The organism is Herbaspirillum sp. YR522 (genome assembly GCF_000282575.1).
In the GTDB taxonomy this organism is placed as follows: Bacteria; Pseudomonadota; Gammaproteobacteria; order Burkholderiales; family Burkholderiaceae_D; genus Herbaspirillum.
Window position 1 is genome coordinate 1 of record NZ_AKJA01000064.1, and the last position, 15,658, is coordinate 15,658.

A 15,658-nucleotide genomic window follows, 5' to 3' on the forward strand; every position below is an offset into this window, starting at 1 on the left:
CGGCAGCTGCCGATCAGGTTGCGCGCGATCTCGACCATCTGCTGGTGGCCCAGGCCGAGCTCGCCCACCGGGGTCCAGGGATCGAGCTGGTCCAGGCCGACGACCGCCATCTGCGCCTTCGCATCGGCAAACAAGCGCTTGCGGTCGATCCAGCCGAAGCGTTGCGGGAGTTTCTCCAGGAACAGGTTCTCGGCGATGCTCAAGGTAGGAATCAGGTTCAGTTCCTGCATCACCATGCGTATGCCGAGCGCTTCGGCCTGCTGGCGCGAAGCCGGCTGGTAGGGCTGGCCGTCGAGCAGCATCCGGCCGGCACTGGCCTCGACCAGGCCGCAGACTATTTTTGACAAGGTGCTCTTGCCGGCGCCGTTCTCGCCGGTCAGGGCCAGTACTTGGCCCGCCTGCAATTGCAGGTCGATGTGTTCGAGCACCGGCCCGGCATAGCGCTTGCCGATGCCCGACAGGGTGAGCAACGGTGGGGTTTCGAAATGGGCAGACATAGGTTCAGGGGTAGGAACGACCGCATGCCGCATGGCCCGGTGCGTGCCGGGCCACCGGCATGGCTTACTTGGTGACCAGCGCGACCTTGGTCTCGACGGTGCCGCCCAGGGTGTTCTGGGGCTTCTTGTCGGCCAGCGCCTTCAAGGCGGTCTCGATGCCGAATACCGCCTGCTGCGAGGCGAACTGGTCTACGGTGGCCAGCACCCGGCCATCGTTGAGCATCGGCTTGATGGCATTGATGTTGTCATAGCCCACCAGCAGCACGCGGCCCGCCTTGCCCGAGGCGCGAATCGCCGCCACCGCGCCCAGCGCCATGTTGTCGTTGCCGGCCAGGATCGCCTTGATATCGGGGTGGGCGTTGAGGATGGCCGCGGCCACCTTGTTGCCCTGGTCGATTTCCCATTGGCCCGATTGCACGCTGACCACGTTGGCGCCGGCCTGCTTCATCGCATCCTGGAAGCCCAGCGTGCGCTGCTGGGCATTGACCGTGGTCGACACCCCTTCGATGATGGCCACCTTGTCGCCCTGCTTGAGCTGCTTGCCCAGGTAGTCCCCGGCCAGCTTGGCGCCGCGGCGGTTGTCGGGCCCCACGAACGGCACCGCGATGCCTTTTTCCTTGAGGGCGGCGTCATCGAGCTTGTTGTCGATGTTGACCACGATGATGCCGGCGTCGATGGCCTTCTTGACCACCGGCACCAGGGCCTTGGAGTCGGCCGGCGCGATCACCAGCGCACTGACCTTGGAGACGATCATCTGCTCGACCATCTTGATCTGGTTGGCGGTGTCCTGTTCGTCCTTGATGCCGTTGGCGATCAGGTCGTACTGGCTGGCGTGCGCCTTCTGGTGCTCGCGTGCGCCCGTTTCCATGTTCAGGAAGAATTCGTTGGCCAGCGACTTCATGACCAGCGCAACCTTGGGCTTGGCCGGCGTCTGCGCCAGCGCCGGCCAGGACACGACCGAGCAGGCCAGTGCGGCGGCGACGGCAAATTGGCGGCGGGTCAGCTTTTTCATTTCTGTCTCCATGTTCTATGTTGTTGGCTTTTCAACGATGTTGCGCACCGTTAATATCGCGCAAACGTTTGCGCGGACCAGAGCATAGCACCGGACAATATTCGAGAACAAGCTGCAGTGCAGTACCGCCATTCAACTCGCCACCACATTGGTCGCGGCCAGCATCACCCCGAACCCCACCAGCACCACCCCGAACACACGGTCGATCCAGGCCGCCGATGCGTGCATGGCCTGGCGCATTGCAGGGCTGCCGAACAGGATGGCCACCAGGCTGAACCAGGCCACGTGGGCCAGTGCGATGAACAGCCCGTAGCCCAGCTGGATGGCCACCGGCGTGGTCGCGCCGACCACCTGCGTGAAGAGGCTGACGATGAACACCGAGGTCTTGGGGTTGAGCACATTGGTCAGCAGACCGGTGCGAAAGGCCTGGCCGCCGGACCAGCAGGCCCCACCCTGCCCGCTGTGCCCACCGTGCCCGGCGGCCAGGGGCGCAGCCGCACTGCGCAGCATCCGGACGCCCAGGTAGACCAGGTACAGCGCCCCGGCCAGCTTGAGCGCATCGAGCAGCCATGGCCAGCGGTGCAGCAACCAGCCCAGTCCCAACAGGGTATAGCCGACATGCACCAGCACGCCGCTGCCGATGCCCAGCGCCGTCGACACGCCGGTGGCGCGCGACCTGGCCAGGCTGTTGCGGGTGACCAGTGCGAAATCCGGCCCGGGGCTGACCACCGCGAGCAAGCTGATGGTGATGACAGCGAACAGTTCGGTCATGCGCGGCTCCATTAGAATGAGGCCTGATTCTATTGCCGAGCGAGCGGGATGACTAACGATGAATACTGACCATCATGGTGAGCCGGGCTCACATCACGCCGGCAGGATGCCGTCACTGATGGCGCTGCGCTGTTTCGAAGTGGCGGCGCGGCTGGAGAACTTCACGCGGGCTGCCGAGGAATTGCACCTGACGCATGGCGCGGTGAGTCGGGCCGTGCGCACGCTGGAAGACGACCTCGGCACGGCGCTGTTCGAGCGTCGCCAGCGCAGGGTCTTGCTGACCGAGGCGGGCCGCAGACTGGCGGGCGCGACCAGTGAAGGCTTCGGCCTGATCCGCAGCGCCGCCCTGCAATTGCGACGCCAGGCGGATCGATCGTCGCGCTGGACCCTGTCGTGCGAGCCGACGCTGCTGATGCGCTGGCTGATACCGCGCTGGCCGGCCTTCCAGGCATTGCATCCCGAGCTCAATGTGCAGTTCGACGCTGGCGGCGGCCCGGTGCCGTTCGATAACGGGATCGACCTGGCGATCCGGCGCGACGACTTCGAACGGCCTGACGGCCTGTTCTGCGAACCGCTCTTTTCGGAGAGGATCGGCCCGGTCTGCCGCGCCGACAAGCTCGACCTGTTCTTCGACGCCGCCGCCGACGGCACCACGCTGCGGGCCGGCGCACCGTGCCTGCACACCAGGACCCGGCCGCACGCCTGGAACGACTGGCGTGCACTGGTGGGCGCCCGCGCCTGTCGCGGCAAGCAACATGCATTCGATCATTTCTACTTCAGCCTGCAGGCCGCCGCATCGGGCCTGGGGGTGGCAATCGGCCCCTGGCACCTGGTCCGGGATGAGATCGCCGCCGGGATCCTGGTCGCGCCAATGGGCTTTGTCGAGGATGGATCGTCCTACTGCCTGCTCTCGCGCGAACCTGTCGCCGGTGATACCAATGGCGCCGCCTTGCTGTCCTGGCTGCGCTCGCAGGGGCAGTGACCGGTGCTCAATGGCGTGCCGAGAACCGTTCGCGATACTGGGCCGGGCTCACGCCCAGCTGGCGCTGGAACACGCGGCGCAGGTTCTGTTCTTCGCCGTAGCCGGACTCGGTGGCGATGCGCTTGAGCGGCCAGGCGGTTTCCTCCAGGGCGCGGCGGGCGGCTTCCAGCCGCATCGATTCGACCGTGCGCGCCGGGGTACGCCCCAGTTCGGCGGCATAGACCCGGGCAAACGTGCGCGGGCTCATGTGCATGCGGCGCGCCAGGTTGTCGACCCGCAGGTCGGCCCCCAGGTTGGCGGCGATCCAGGCATGCAGCTCGGCGAACCGCCCGGCGCCCGCCGTCTGCCACGCCAGCGGCGCGCTGAATTGAGACTGCCCGCCCGGTCGCTTGACGAACATCACCAGCTGGCGCGCCGTGGCGATGGCGTGCTGGTGGCCCAGGTCCTGCTCCAGCAGCGCCAGGGCGAGGTCGATGCCGGCGGTCACGCCGGCCGACGTCCATATCCGCCCCTGGCGGATGAAGATCGGCTCGGCATCGACCTGCAGCGCCGGATATTGCCGCTGCAGGCGCTCGGCCCAGTGCCAGTGGGTCGTCACCCGCAAGCCGTCCAGCAAGCCCGCCTGCGCCAGGTGAAATGCGCCGGTGCAGACCGAGCAAACCCGCTGCGCCGCTGCGGCGTGACGACGCAGCCACTGCACCAGCGCGGTATCGATGACAAAGTCGTCGCCGATGCTGCCTCCGGGCGAAATCAGCGTATGGATGCCGGTGCCCGGCAGGCCGGCATCGAGTCGTGCCAGCGATTCGGTGGCCACCGGCAGGCCGGCGTTGGTCCGCACCAGTCCGCCCGCAGCCGACACCACCTGCAACCGGTACAGCTCGCCCCTGGCATGCAGCCGATTGGCGGTGGCAAATACCTGCAACGGCCCGGACAGGTCGAGCAGGTTCATGCCCTCATAGGCCAGCAGGATGACCCGATGCGGCGCGCCGGAGGAGGTCATGCCGCACCTCCTGTCTGCGACGGCATCACCTGGTCCGGCTGGCGTTGCGCGCGCATCCAGGCCACGGTGGCTACCGCGCAGATGGCCAGCACCGGCACGATGGCCAGGTTCAGGCTCTGCCAGCCCGCGCGCGCCAGCAAGGGACCGGCGCCCAGCGTGGCCAGGGCAGTGCTGGCATAGCGCAGCAATTCGGACAATCCCTGGGTCTTGGCGCGCTCGGCCGGGGCGTAGGCCTGCGCCAGCAAGGTGGTGCCACCGACGAACATGAAGTTCCAGCCCACGCCCAGCAACAGCAGGGCCACATAGAACGCCGGCAGGCTGGTCGAGGCCATGGCGCTCAGCGCGCACCCCAGGTTGAGCGCCAGGCCGGCCAGCAACACGGGGCCCAGGCCGAGGCGCTTGATCAGGTGGCCGGCAAAGAACGATGGTGCGTACATGCCCACCAGGTGCCACTGGATGATGGCTGCGCCGTCGTCGATGCTGTAGTGACAGGCGACCGCCGCCAACGGCGCGGCGGTCATGATGAACATCATCACCATCGAGCCGCCCACGTTGTTGGCGAGCGCGGCCAGGAACACCGGCGAGCGCACGATGCGGCCCAGCGGGCGCGCGGCGGCGCCCTGCCCTACGGCCGGCGCCGGGGCGACCGGTGACGTGTCGCGATAACCCAGCAGCAGCACCAGCACCGACAGCGCGCCCATGGCTGCCACCACCAGGTAGGCGCCGGCGAACATGGCCTGGGCAAACAGGTCGCGGCTCCATGCGGCCAGTGCCGGGCCGACGATGGCGGCGATCACGCCACCGGCCAGGACGACGGAAATGGCCCGGCTCTTGTACTCGGCTGCGACGGCGTCGGCGGCCGCCAGGCGATAGTACTGGGCGAAGGCCTGGAACACCCCGACCAGCGCGGTACCGCCGCAGAACAGCCAGAAATCGCCGTGCCATACCGACCATACCGAGATCAATCCGCCAGCGGCACAACTGGCCGCGCCCAACGCAAACGACAGGCGCCGTCCCAGCCGTTGGATCAGGAAGGCCGCGAACCAGGTCACGACCGCGCCGGCCACCGTGATCAGCGCAAACGGCAGCGTCGCCAGCGCCTTGTCGGGCGCCAGTTGCCAGCCGGTCAGTGCGGTCAGCGTGAGATCGATCGAGATGGCGCAGGTGTACAGGCCCTGGCACACGGCCAGCACTGCGGCGTTGCGCCGGCCCGGATCGGGCGCGGCGGGGCTGTCGGCAAGCGGCAGGACGGAAGACATGGGCGCGGCTCGGTGAGGGAGGGAGCGGGAATTGTCGATCCGCCCCCGTTTGGCGTCAATGACACACTGGCGTCAATTCCTGCCAGGCCACCGGCCCCCGGTCATGCGCGTCACGGCCCCCGGCGCTGGCGGAACGGGCCTCGACGCCGCTGCCACGCTCAGGCTGAAGGCGCCCGGGGCGCCAGCCTGGTGATCCATGCCGCTGCCAGTGCAGCGGCCACCGCCGCTACCGCGGCGACATAGCCGACGCTGGCCGGACCCCAGTTCGAGATACTGAAGCCGCCCACCACCGCGCCCAGCGCAATGCCGCCGTTGGCGGCCGAGACGTTGATGGTGCCGGCCAGCGCTTGCGCCTCGGATGCGGCCTTCATGACCCGGATCTGGCAGATCGGATAGAGCGCCGTATTGGCCACGCCCCACACCGCCAGCGCCATGGCGAACCAAAGCTGTGCGCCGGTGGCCAGCGCGGTGGTGCCGGTCATGCCGATGGCCAGCACCAGGCTGAAGGCAGCGGTGGTCGCCAGTGGCTTCTGGTCCACCCACAGCCCGCCGAGCCAGTTGCCGACCAGGCCGACGGCACCAAAGCCCATGAGCCACCAGCCCACCAGCGCAGGGGCGATGCCGGCCGATTTTTCGAGCATCTCGGCCAGGTAGGTGTAGCCGGTGAACATGGCGGTAAAGACCAGGATCGACAGCGCCACATTGGCCAGGAAGAAGCGGCTTTTCAGGATCCGTGCCTGCTCGGCCATGCGCACATGGGTCGTGGCGCGTACGTGCGGCAGGGTCACCGCCATCAACAGCGCGATCAGCAGCGACAAGGCCGACAGCAAGCCGAAGGCGCCGCGCCAGCCGATGGCGTCCGAGGCCAGCGTGCCTAGCGGAATACCGAACAGCATCGCCGCCGAAATGCCCAGGTACACGGTAGAGACGGCACGCCCACCCTTGCCGGGCCCGGCGATCTGCGCCGCCGTTTCGCTGGCCGTGCCCCAGAACACCGGCAGCGCCAGCGCCGGCAAGAGCCGCGCGATGGCCAGCACCCAGATGTTGGAGGCGACCGCGGCCAGGCCATTGGAGAAGGCGAACAACAGCAGGATCGCAATGAACAGGCGCTTGCGATCGACATTGGCCAGCCAGGCCGTCAGCAAGGGGCCGCACAGCATGACCACCACGGCGAACAGGGTCACCAGCTGGCCGGCGCTGGCCACCGAGATGGCGAGGTCACGGGCCAAGGCCGGCAACAGGCCGACGATCAGGAACTCGGTGGTGACGATGATGAAGGCGGCCACGGCCAGCACGGGGATGGAGGCGGAACTGCCGGCGGCCTGCGCCGGCTTGATGCTTGACATGAAGACTCTCGATACTGAAAAAGGGTGTCATGGTAGCGCAGTAATGACATCGGCATATGCGCCCGGCAAGAACCAGGCCCAACCCGGATGCCGTCCAGTCGGACGCGTCTGACCCCATCTGGAATCCGTTCGAACCGGGTCGCTGCCTTGGCCACCCATCGAAGGCGCTGGTGCGGCCGTATCGGTGCGGCGTCGACAAGCTCCTGCGGACCGACTCGGTCCGAACGCGGCTTCATGCAGAAGTGCTTATCCCAGGTGCTCATACAGGATGGCGACGCCCACCCCGATCAGCACCACGCCACCGAGGATCTCGGCGCGCTTGCCGATCAGCCCGCCCAGCGCACGTCCCAGCAGGATGCCGATGGTGACCATGGTGGTGGTGGCCAGGCCGATCAGCAGCGAGGCCTCGACGATGCTGACGTTGACGAAGGCCAGCCCCACGCCGACGGCCATGGCGTCGATGCTGGTGGCCACGGCGGTCAGGGCCAGCTTGATCACGGATTGGTTCTGCGCCGGCGCGGGTTCGTCGTCGTCGCCGTTGCTCAGGCCTTCGCGCACCATGCTCACGCCCAGCACCAGCAGCAGTGTGAAAGCGATCCAGTGGTCCCAGGCGGCGACCCATTGGGTAGCGATCGAGCCGATCAGCCAACCGATCAGTGGCGTGATGGCTTCGATCACGCCGAACAGCAGGCCGATGCGCAGGGCCTGAATGAAGCGCGGACGCTGCATGGCGGCGCCTTTACCGATGGCGGCCGCAAAGGCGTCGGTAGACATCGCAAGCGCGAGGAGCAATAAGGCAGGGAAATTCATGGGGTGGTTCCGGGTCGGGCGAAATCCATGACGTCGCCACACGCCCGACCAAAGGCATGGAAACGTCAATGGTCTCGCCTACCGCATTGGCTACCCGTGCCACGACAGAAAGTCGAGAATGTTGACACGGGCTCTTCCGAGTGATTCGGAAGCTGGCTACTCCCCAAAGAGAACCGGCATTCTACCCGAGCTCGAGCGCGGACCCAACATTTTTTTTCGCGCTGCCGTCCGTTGGCGCCGCCGCACCCGCCGCCCTGCCGCCTGTTGCAAGCGGCCACCAGCCATTGGACTTCCCATGATCACGCTCGCGTCGGCCGGTACGCCCGGGCCGGCAGGTTTGCTCAACTTCCCTCACCTGCCGTCCTCGACAGGAACCGGCCCTGCGGGGAAGGCACTCAGGATCATCGTTAGAACAAACCGCATGCCGCACAAGCGCCATCATGATCAAGACCACTTTCCTGAACCTCAAATCGGACGCCCGGCGCCTGCCTGGCAAGCACTCCACCATCAATCCGCTCACCACCGTGCGCATCGACGAGCCCGCATCATGCGCGGCGCTGTACAAGGAAGTGGGCCGGGCCTGCTACTGGGATATCTACCGGGTCGCCTGGAGCAGCGCCGATTGGCAGGACTACCTGGACCATCCCGATATCGACATCTATGCGTTGCAGCACGAAGGCCAGCCCATCGGCTACCTGGAACTGAAGAAGCACGACGGCTCGCTGGAGATCGTCAACTTCGGACTGCGACCGCAATGCATCGGCCGCGGCCTGGGCCGGCTGGCCCTCGAAAAGGCCATCGAACATGGATTTTCATCCGGCACCGCCGAGCTCTGGCTGCATACCTGCTCCCTGGATCATCCGGCGGCGCTGAACAACTACCTCGCCCGCGGCTTTCGAATAATGCGGGAGAGCACCGACAACTTCCTTGCTCTGGACCCAACCGTGCGCGGCGCGCACGCGCTGGCCTGAGCATCCATTTTCTGAAAGATTCTCATGCAAGGCATCCTGCTTGCCCTGTTCGGCGCCATGCTGCTCGGGGCCAATACGATACTGTCCAAATGGCTGCTGGCCACCGTCACGCCGGTGTGGGTGGCCGCCACGCTGTGCCTGGGCGCCGGCCTGGTGGCGCTGGCCGTGCGGCGCGTGCAACCATTGCCCTGCAGCGCGCCGGGCCCGGCTTCGCGTGGCAGCAAGGCCTGCTTCGCCCTGGCGCTGGTGCTGGGTGCCGTGGCCGCGCCGCTGATGTTGATGTTCGGCCTGCAAAGCACCAATGCCTCGACCGCGTCGGTGCTGACCAACGTCGAAGGCCTGCTGTCGGTGTTGATCGCCTGGCTGCTGTTCGGCGAGCGCCAGCCGACTGCCGGTTGGATCGGCGTGACCCTGATCCTGGTCGGCGTGCTGGCCTTTTCGCTGGTCAACGCCGACCAGTTCGCCGGCAACCTGGGCGGCATCGTGCTGGTGGCGCTGGCCTATGCCTGCTGGGCGGTCGACCTCAACCTGATGCGCCTTGTCGTGCATCTGCCGCACGATACGGCGACCGCCATCCGCGGCCTGACCGGTGGCACGGCACTGGCGTTCATTGCGCTGCTGCTGGGCGAGCCGGTGCCGCAACCGGCCTGGTTGCTGGCCTGCCTGGCCTGCGGCGCCGCCAGCGGCGTGAGCTTCATCCTGACCCTGAAGGCGCTGCCGCTGATCGGCACCGCGCGCACTGGCGCCATCCTGGCCGTGGCGCCGCTGTTTGCCTACCTGATGTCGTTCACCACGCAGGCCTCGGCCCAGGCCGATTTCATCGTCAGTGCACTGTGCATGGGCCTGGCCGCACTGGGCGTGGGCGTGTCGCTGGCCGCTTCGTTCAACAGCACCAACGGCGAGCCGGCAGGCACCTGAGGTGGCACCGGTGTCGGGTTGGAACTTTGGCCTGGCGCAGGTCACCCATTGATCGAACCGCCGCCTGGCCCGGCCAGGTGGCGTCGCGCCGCTGACAGATGAAGGGGGAAAGCATGGTCCAGAGCACTTTTCAAGTGACGCCGGGTGGGCTGCACACCGCTTATGAACAGCCAGACGGTGCAGTACGGCAGCGCCCTGAACCGTACCCGGGCCGGCAACCGATACTGCGCAAGCCGCTGCCGCAAGATGCCATTGCGCGCGCCGCTGAACGCGGTCGCGGTAACCTCGCCGCCCACATGGGACGGTCCAATGCATTGCCGGTACGGGACGATGAATTATTCCTGGACACTGCCGGCCACGGCACCAGCACCCACCCACTCATTTCGTCCGCAGCGCATGCACAGTACCAGGCGGTCGACCTGTCCGGCCTGTCCGGCGCGCCCCTTGCGAGCGCCGCCCCTTGGCACCAGCCTGCGCCAGACCGGCCTGCCGTGAAGCGTGCCGGGCAGGCGATCGACTTCTTCCACGCCAATGCCGCCGGCGTCGGCACCGCCTATGCGCCGCTGCCGGCCAGGTTCGTGGCCCAGACCCGGCGCCTTGGCGTCGACTCGGAACAGGAACTGGAGCGCCGGCTGACCGAATTGTCTTCCCTGGAAAGACAGGCCAACAAGTTTGTCGCCGCGCTCGAGACCGACCCCGAACTGGCCACCGAATTGCAAGCACGCGGCTGGTCGGACAGCGCCATCGATTCGATGGCCACGCAACTGGCCAAACAATGCAACCAGCAGAAGCTGGCGATATACACCTTGCAGGCCCATTCGCTGGTGCCGGTAAAAGAGGACCCGACCTCCGCCTGGGTGGCGCAGCAGATGATGGATTCGCAGCAGACGCGCGATACGCTGCGCGATTACCTCAAGGACACCAAGCCACTGGAGCTGCAAGTCAAGCGTAACCAGCTCGCCGACGCGCTGCCCCGGCTGGGCGGGCTGGAGCAGGAGATCAACAGCAAGCGCGCGCATCTCGACGCCGTGCGCGCCGGACTTCACCATGCGAGCGCCCCCGACGTCAGCGGGCAACGGCAACTGGTGCAGCAACTGGAGCAACAGATTGCCGATAAAACCGAGCAACACAGCCAGTTGTCGATGCGGGCGGGCATCCTGCAGTCCGAGATCATGGGCCTGGAAAAAGAAGTCGACCCCGCCCGGATACCGACCAATGAGCGCGGCCTGACGCTGTCGAGCGAAATGATCGGCGGCTTTATGCTGCAGCGCTACGAACCCTTGCGCACGGCGCTGCACGACCTGCGCAACCAGACCGACCGTGCGATGAGCCTGGCAAAAAAAGGCAATCGCCCCGAGATGCACGAACTGGAAAACTTCCGCGGCCAGGTCGACAAGATGATCGGCGAGATGTTGCGGGCCGAAGACCAGCGCACGGCGTCCATCATCGAACGCGCCTATCCCGGCAAGCAGCCACCGCAGATGGAGTTCCTGCCAGAGACTGCCAACAGCCTGGCCAATCTGGTGGCCAAGCACAAGGAAAGCACACGACTGCCCCGGGAACCAAACCACGTCATCCAGGCGCGCCGCGCACTGGCCTCGGCCCGCCAGGCTCACCAGGCGGCACACGAGCAGTTCATGGGCCAGCAGGAAGTCATGCAACGCACTGGCCTGGCCATCAACGACATGGTCAGGGCAACTGCCCAGCGCACCTATAACGAATTGCAAGATGCCGAACGGGTGCACGCGCCGGTCGTAGCGCAGGCGGACAAGGATCTGGAAAAGACCAAACTGGCGATCGAGCAATCCCGCGGACGCCAGCAATTCTGCGAGGACACCCTGCACCAGATGCTCGATGCAAAGGTCGAGTCCATCATGCAGCGCGGTTTCGTCTCGCTGTCGTCGGCGCCGGCCCCGAAGCTGGGCGATGAACAGACGATACCGATCCGACTGCATTACCAAAGCCGCTTGCAGCAGGTGTCATCGCAGCTAAGCAGCATTACGCTCGATATGGCGAAGCTGCGGCAACAGGCGCAGCAGCAGGGATGGCCGCCGTCTTCCTACGCCGCCCACCTGCATGGGCTGGACGAAACCCGGCGCAGGCTGCAGGGAGAGCAACTTGGCATCAACGACAAGCTCGACTTCGTGGACCGCCGCTAGTCGCGTTCGCGGCCCAACGGCTGCCAGAACACCACCCGGGCCTGCAGCCAGCGCACCAGCTGCGCCCCGCACAGGCCCACCAGCGCCAGCAACAGCACACCGGAGAACATGGTCGACAGGCTCATGTTGACCGAGGACGAGGCAATCAGATAGCCCAGCCCGCGCTGGGCCGACAGGAACTCGCCCACCACCGCGCCGATCAGCGCCAGCGATACGCCGATCTGCAAGCCGGCGAAGATGTCGCCCAGCGCCGCCGGCAACTTGACATGCACCAGCAGATACCAGCGCGAAGCGCTGAAGGCGCGGCAGGCTTCCAGCAGGTCGGGATCGGTGCGGCGGATGCCGTTGACGGTGTTGACGAACAGCGGGAAGAAACACACCAGCGCCACCAGCACGATCTTGGAGGTCGCCCCGAAGCCGAACCAGACCAGGATCAACGGCCCCAGCGCCACCTTGGGCGTGGCCTGCAAGGCGATCAGCAACGGGTAGACGAAGCGCTCGAAGGTGCGCGACTCGGCCAGCAGCGCCCCCATTGCCACGGCCAGTGCGCAGCCGATGGCATAGCCGGCTGCCGTGTTGCCGAGCGTGGCGCCAATGTGCGGCCACAGTTCGCCGCTCCACAAGCCGCGCGCCAGCGTGCCGAACACATCGGCCGGTGCCGGCAGCAGGTAATCGGGCACGCGGCCCCAGCGCACCGCGCCGTACCAGATGCCGACGATCACTGCCAGGCTGATGAGCGGATAGAGGATGCCGGGCAGCACGCTCGCCAATCTACCGGACCAGGTTTTCATTGAAATACTCGCGTAGTTGGCGCGTGGCAGCCACGAACGCCGGGTTGTCGAAGGTGTCCAGCGAGCGCGGGCGCGGCAGGTCGATGCGCAGCTCCTGGACGATGGTGCCGGGCCGCGGCGACATCACCAGCACGCGATCGGCCAGGAACACCGCCTCGGCAATGCTGTGCGTGACGAACAGCACCGACTTGCGCTGACTGCCCCAGATGCGCTGCAACTCCAGCGTGAGGTGCTCCCGCGAGAGCGCATCGAGGGCGGCGAAGGGCTCGTCCATCAACAGCAGCTCGGGGTCGGGCAATAGCATGCGGGCAATGCCGGCGCGTTGCTGCATGCCACCCGAGAGCTCTTGCGGGTAGCCATTGGCAAAGGCCGACAGCCCTACCAGTTCGAGCAGTTCATCGGCGCGCCGTGCCGCTTCGGCGGCGTCCAGTCCGAGCGTGTGGGCCGGCATCAGCACATTGCCGCGCACGGTCTTCCACGGCAGCAGGTTGGGCTTCTGGAACACCACGCCGGTGCGCCGGTCTGGCCGTGCGATCGGACGCCCGGCCACTTGCACGCTGCCCTCGCTGGCCGCCAGCAAGCCGGCGGCCAGGCGCAGCAAGGTCGACTTGCCGCAACCGGATGGACCCAGCAGGGCCACGAACTCGCCCTGCCCGACCCGCAGGTTGAGTTGCGACAGGGCTTGCGTGCTGCCACGCCGGGTCGGATAGGTCAGCCCGACGTCGACCGCTTCCAGGGCAGCGCGGCTCATCGCCGTGCTCCCGCAGCGCGCGCCAGGAAGCCCAGCACGCGCCGCCAGGACCGCTCGCTGGCCAGGGCGTTGGCGGCCGCCGTGCCGCCGCCGTCGAGCACCACGCCGGAGACCGGATGCGGCTTGGCGATCAAGGTTGCCGGTAATTGCGGCACCCCGATGGCGTGGCCCGCCCCGACCCCCACCACGTGCTCGACCGGCCAGGCGTGCGACCGCGCCTGCAGGGTGTCGACTACCTGTTCGGCGTACTGGGTCGAGGGCCAGAAGCCGTCGTCGGTGCCGCTGACGAGCAGCACCGGAGCGCGAATCCGCTCGACGGCGATGCGCGCCGCGGCCAAGCGCTCGACGTCGCCCATGACGCTCTGGAAGGCCGCTGCCTGGCGTATCGGCAGGCCGGCCTGCGCGGGGTGATCGAAGCGGGTCCAATCGGCGTGTGGATTGTCCTTCCAGGCATTGGGCAAGCCCTGGCCGGCCAGCGTCCATACCGTGGCATCGCGCGCCTGGTCGGGGCGACCGGCGCGCAATGTGCCGTGCAGGTAGGCGCTGGGCACGTAGGCGATGACGGCCGAGACCAGGTGCGGATAGGTCGCACCCAGCAGCAAGGCCAGTTCGCCGCCGCGCGACACGCCCGACACGGCCACGAAGTCGTGGCGCGGCGCCAGCGTACGGCGGGCCCAGCGCAGCGCGGTCTCGAAGTATTCCAGCGGCATGTCGCCGATATGATCGGGCCGCCCCGGGGTCTTGAAGTAACCCAGCGCCAGCGCCGCATAGCCATGCGCGGCGTAGAGCGCCGCGCGTTGCTCGTGCAGGCCGCCGCCGGAGCCGGCCAGCACCAGCACCAGCGGATGCGGCCCCGGCCCGGCGGGCGTGAACAAGGCCCCCGCCAGTCCGTCCTCGACCACCTCACGGCGCGTCACGCCCGGCGCCACGAAGAGCAACTCCAGCTGCGCAGTGGCTTGCCGGCCCGCTTGGTCTGCCGCGTGCAGGGTCACCGTCAATGGCGCCAGCCCTTCGCTCAGGGCCGGGCTTGCGGGCGCCGACAGGCGCCGCAGCGACCATAGCGGCGCTGACGCATCGGGCAGTTGCCAGTCGCCCCGCAGCGGCGCCTGGCGCGCCAGGTCGACCCGGCCCTGGGCATCGGCGGCGAAGGTGGCCGCGCTTTCCCAGCGGCTGCCATCGGGATGCGCGAGCGTACTGCGCAACAGCACCTGCGCGCGCGGCGTGAAACCGCTCAATCCGATGCGGCGCGGCCGGTCCACCAGCGCGCTGGCCGGCGTCACCAGCAACTCGGGTGCATCGCTCATTGGGCCGCCTTGGCGCGCTTGACCAGCGCGGCACGGTCGAATTCGGTGAAGGACGCGACGAATTCGTTGGAGAAGATCTGTTCCACCGGGACGTTGGCGCTGGGGTATTCGCCGTAGCGGGCCATCGCCGCGATCCCCTTCCTGATCGCGGCCAGGTCATACCGGCCCGGCACCCGCGGCTGTCCGGACGGCAGGTAGAGCACGCGCTTCAAGCGACGGCTCAGCAGTTCGGCGGCATCGGCCAGTTGCTTCTCTTCGTCGCCGGCCGGCTTGGCCGACGGGTTCTGGCGCCAGAACGCGCGCACGCAATAGCGCGGGTTGGCCTCGCACACGACCTGGGCTTCGGTGTAGGCACGGCCGAAGCGGCGGATCAGGTCGGGCTGCTCGCGGAAGGTATCGACGTGGGCGATGAAGCCATTGCCGGCGGTTTCCTGGAAGTCGTCGGGATAGGCGATGCGCCGGATCTTGACCCCCGCGAACTCCAGCCAATCATGCCAGCTGCTGTTGAAGTTGAGCGCATCGACCTGGCGCGTGCGCAGTGCCTGGAAACCCGACCCCATGGCGCCGACGGCCACGAATTCGACATTCCTGCCCGGCTCCAGCCCGGCCGCGCGCAAGGCGGCACGCCCGCCCGGGATGGTGCCCCAGGTCAAGGCGCCGACACCGATCTTCTTGTCCTTGAGCTCGCCCAGCGTATGGATGGGCGAATCGGCCAGCACCGCGAATTCCATCGTGTTGCTGGGCACGCCGTTGTAGAAGTAACGCAGCGGCAACGGGTCCTTGCCCGAGAAATAGCTGGCGATCACCGGCTCCGAGGTGGGATAGCCGAAGGTGACGCGCTTGCCGGCCAGCTGCGGCAGCAATGCCCCGGCGCCCTGGAAGATGATGGTGCTGACCGTCATGCCGTTGTCCTTGAACAGGCCCAGCTCCTGGGCGGCGGCATAGGGGGCGCCGTCGTGCACGGCGGGCGCGATGGCCAGCGCTACGGTGACCTCGTCGAGCGCATGGCTGGCGCTGGATACCAGCGCCAACGCGGCGCCGGCAATGGCATACATGGATTTCTTCATGGTCTGTTCCTGGTGGGGTG

Annotated in this window: 15 protein-coding genes and 1 riboswitch; of the genes, 4 read left to right on the forward strand and 11 right to left on the reverse strand. The window is 67.2% G+C overall.

Going from position 1 to position 15,658, the window contains the following annotated elements:
• The 3 genes from PMI40_RS10355 to PMI40_RS10365 form a co-directional block, all read right to left on the reverse strand.
• The coding region (locus PMI40_RS10355; protein ID WP_008114917.1) for an ATP-binding cassette domain-containing protein at positions 1-497 on the reverse strand (497 nt) is incomplete at its 3' end.
• A 64-nt stretch (positions 498-561) separates the two neighbouring features.
• A complete protein-coding gene (locus PMI40_RS10360) occupies positions 562-1,509 on the reverse strand; it encodes a sugar ABC transporter substrate-binding protein (RefSeq protein ID WP_008114919.1) in 948 nt (315 codons plus the stop codon).
• Between the two features lie 132 nt (positions 1,510-1,641).
• Positions 1,642-2,280: a LysE family transporter gene (locus PMI40_RS10365; RefSeq protein WP_008114921.1), complete on the reverse strand. Its 639-nt coding sequence runs from the start codon at positions 2,278-2,280 to the stop codon at positions 1,642-1,644.
• 58 nt (positions 2,281-2,338) lie between these two features.
• Here PMI40_RS10365 and PMI40_RS10370 point away from each other — a divergent pair, with 58 nt between their 5' ends.
• Positions 2,339-3,262 (forward strand): LysR family transcriptional regulator, encoded by a 924-nt coding sequence (locus PMI40_RS10370; protein ID WP_040501886.1) that lies wholly within the window; start codon positions 2,339-2,341, stop codon positions 3,260-3,262.
• A gap of 7 nt (positions 3,263-3,269) precedes the next feature.
• On the opposite strand, the gene PMI40_RS10375 is transcribed toward PMI40_RS10370, so the two are convergent.
• From PMI40_RS10375 to mntP, 4 genes are all read right to left on the reverse strand, one after another.
• The gene (locus tag PMI40_RS10375) at positions 3,270-4,262 is read right to left on the reverse strand and encodes a GlxA family transcriptional regulator (protein WP_008114925.1); all 993 of its coding nucleotides are present in this window, start codon (positions 4,260-4,262) and stop codon (positions 3,270-3,272) included.
• Entirely contained in the window at positions 4,259-5,521 is a 1,263-nt protein-coding gene (locus tag PMI40_RS10380) for an MFS transporter (protein ID WP_008114927.1), read from the reverse strand. Before PMI40_RS10380 ends, PMI40_RS10375 begins: the two co-directional genes overlap by 4 nt.
• Positions 5,522-5,679: 158 nt before the next feature.
• Complete coding sequence (locus PMI40_RS10385) at positions 5,680-6,867, reverse strand: MFS transporter (RefSeq protein ID WP_008114929.1); 1,188 nt, start codon at positions 6,865-6,867, stop codon at positions 5,680-5,682.
• Between the two features lie 246 nt (positions 6,868-7,113).
• On the reverse strand, positions 7,114-7,677 hold the full coding sequence (gene mntP, locus PMI40_RS10390; RefSeq protein WP_008114932.1) for a manganese efflux pump MntP: 564 nt from the start codon (positions 7,675-7,677) through the stop codon (positions 7,114-7,116).
• Between the two features lie 4 nt (positions 7,678-7,681).
• A riboswitch (yybP-ykoY riboswitch) is annotated at positions 7,682-7,854 on the reverse strand.
• 263 nt (positions 7,855-8,117) lie between these two features.
• Between mntP and PMI40_RS10395 the strand changes: the two genes are divergently transcribed.
• From PMI40_RS10395 to PMI40_RS10405, 3 genes are all read left to right on the forward strand, one after another.
• Positions 8,118-8,648, forward strand: a complete 531-nt coding sequence (locus PMI40_RS10395) for a GNAT family N-acetyltransferase (RefSeq protein ID WP_008114933.1) — start codon at positions 8,118-8,120, stop codon at positions 8,646-8,648.
• 24 nt (positions 8,649-8,672) lie between these two features.
• Entirely contained in the window at positions 8,673-9,566 is an 894-nt protein-coding gene (locus PMI40_RS10400) for a DMT family transporter (protein WP_008114934.1), read from the forward strand.
• A 296-nt stretch (positions 9,567-9,862) separates the two neighbouring features.
• Entirely contained in the window at positions 9,863-11,725 is a 1,863-nt protein-coding gene (locus tag PMI40_RS10405; RefSeq protein WP_157221490.1) for a hypothetical protein, read from the forward strand.
• Here PMI40_RS10405 and PMI40_RS10410 read toward each other — a convergent pair.
• The 4 genes from PMI40_RS10410 to PMI40_RS10425 are packed head-to-tail and all read right to left on the reverse strand — an operon-like array spanning position 11,722 to position 15,638.
• Positions 11,722-12,516, reverse strand: a complete 795-nt coding sequence (locus PMI40_RS10410; protein WP_008114938.1) for an ABC transporter permease — start codon at positions 12,514-12,516, stop codon at positions 11,722-11,724. The genes PMI40_RS10405 and PMI40_RS10410 overlap by 4 nt on opposite strands.
• On the reverse strand, positions 12,497-13,267 hold the full coding sequence (locus PMI40_RS10415) for an ABC transporter ATP-binding protein (RefSeq protein WP_008114939.1): 771 nt from the start codon (positions 13,265-13,267) through the stop codon (positions 12,497-12,499). The genes PMI40_RS10410 and PMI40_RS10415 overlap by 20 nt, the downstream gene beginning before the upstream one ends.
• A complete protein-coding gene (locus PMI40_RS10420) occupies positions 13,264-14,571 on the reverse strand; it encodes an acyl-CoA thioesterase/bile acid-CoA:amino acid N-acyltransferase family protein (protein WP_008114941.1) in 1,308 nt (435 codons plus the stop codon). The genes PMI40_RS10415 and PMI40_RS10420 overlap by 4 nt, the downstream gene beginning before the upstream one ends.
• Positions 14,568-15,638, reverse strand: a complete 1,071-nt coding sequence (locus PMI40_RS10425; protein WP_008114943.1) for an ABC transporter substrate-binding protein — start codon at positions 15,636-15,638, stop codon at positions 14,568-14,570. Before PMI40_RS10425 ends, PMI40_RS10420 begins: the two co-directional genes overlap by 4 nt.
• Between the last annotated feature and the right edge of the window lie 20 nt (positions 15,639-15,658).

Excerpts from the sequence above, each read along its gene's own strand:
- PMI40_RS10360 (WP_008114919.1), bottom strand. The coding sequence starts at position 1,509 with ATGAAAAAGCTGACCCGCCGCCAATTTGCCGTCGCCGCCGCACTGGCC.
- PMI40_RS10365 (WP_008114921.1), bottom strand. The coding sequence starts at position 2,280 with ATGACCGAACTGTTCGCTGTCATCACCATCAGCTTGCTCGCGGTGGTC.
- PMI40_RS10370 (WP_040501886.1), top strand. The coding sequence starts at position 2,339 with ATGAATACTGACCATCATGGTGAGCCGGGCTCACATCACGCCGGCAGG.
- PMI40_RS10375 (WP_008114925.1), bottom strand. The coding sequence starts at position 4,262 with ATGACCTCCTCCGGCGCGCCGCATCGGGTCATCCTGCTGGCCTATGAG.
- PMI40_RS10380 (WP_008114927.1), bottom strand. The coding sequence starts at position 5,521 with ATGTCTTCCGTCCTGCCGCTTGCCGACAGCCCCGCCGCGCCCGATCCG.
- PMI40_RS10385 (WP_008114929.1), bottom strand. The coding sequence starts at position 6,867 with ATGTCAAGCATCAAGCCGGCGCAGGCCGCCGGCAGTTCCGCCTCCATC.
- mntP (WP_008114932.1), bottom strand. The coding sequence starts at position 7,677 with ATGAATTTCCCTGCCTTATTGCTCCTCGCGCTTGCGATGTCTACCGAC.
- PMI40_RS10395 (WP_008114933.1), top strand. The coding sequence starts at position 8,118 with ATGATCAAGACCACTTTCCTGAACCTCAAATCGGACGCCCGGCGCCTG.
- PMI40_RS10400 (WP_008114934.1), top strand. The coding sequence starts at position 8,673 with ATGCAAGGCATCCTGCTTGCCCTGTTCGGCGCCATGCTGCTCGGGGCC.
- PMI40_RS10405 (WP_157221490.1), top strand. The coding sequence starts at position 9,863 with ATGGGACGGTCCAATGCATTGCCGGTACGGGACGATGAATTATTCCTG.
- PMI40_RS10410 (WP_008114938.1), bottom strand. The coding sequence starts at position 12,516 with ATGAAAACCTGGTCCGGTAGATTGGCGAGCGTGCTGCCCGGCATCCTC.
- PMI40_RS10415 (WP_008114939.1), bottom strand. The coding sequence starts at position 13,267 with ATGAGCCGCGCTGCCCTGGAAGCGGTCGACGTCGGGCTGACCTATCCG.
- PMI40_RS10420 (WP_008114941.1), bottom strand. The coding sequence starts at position 14,571 with ATGAGCGATGCACCCGAGTTGCTGGTGACGCCGGCCAGCGCGCTGGTG.
- PMI40_RS10425 (WP_008114943.1), bottom strand. The coding sequence starts at position 15,638 with ATGAAGAAATCCATGTATGCCATTGCCGGCGCCGCGTTGGCGCTGGTA.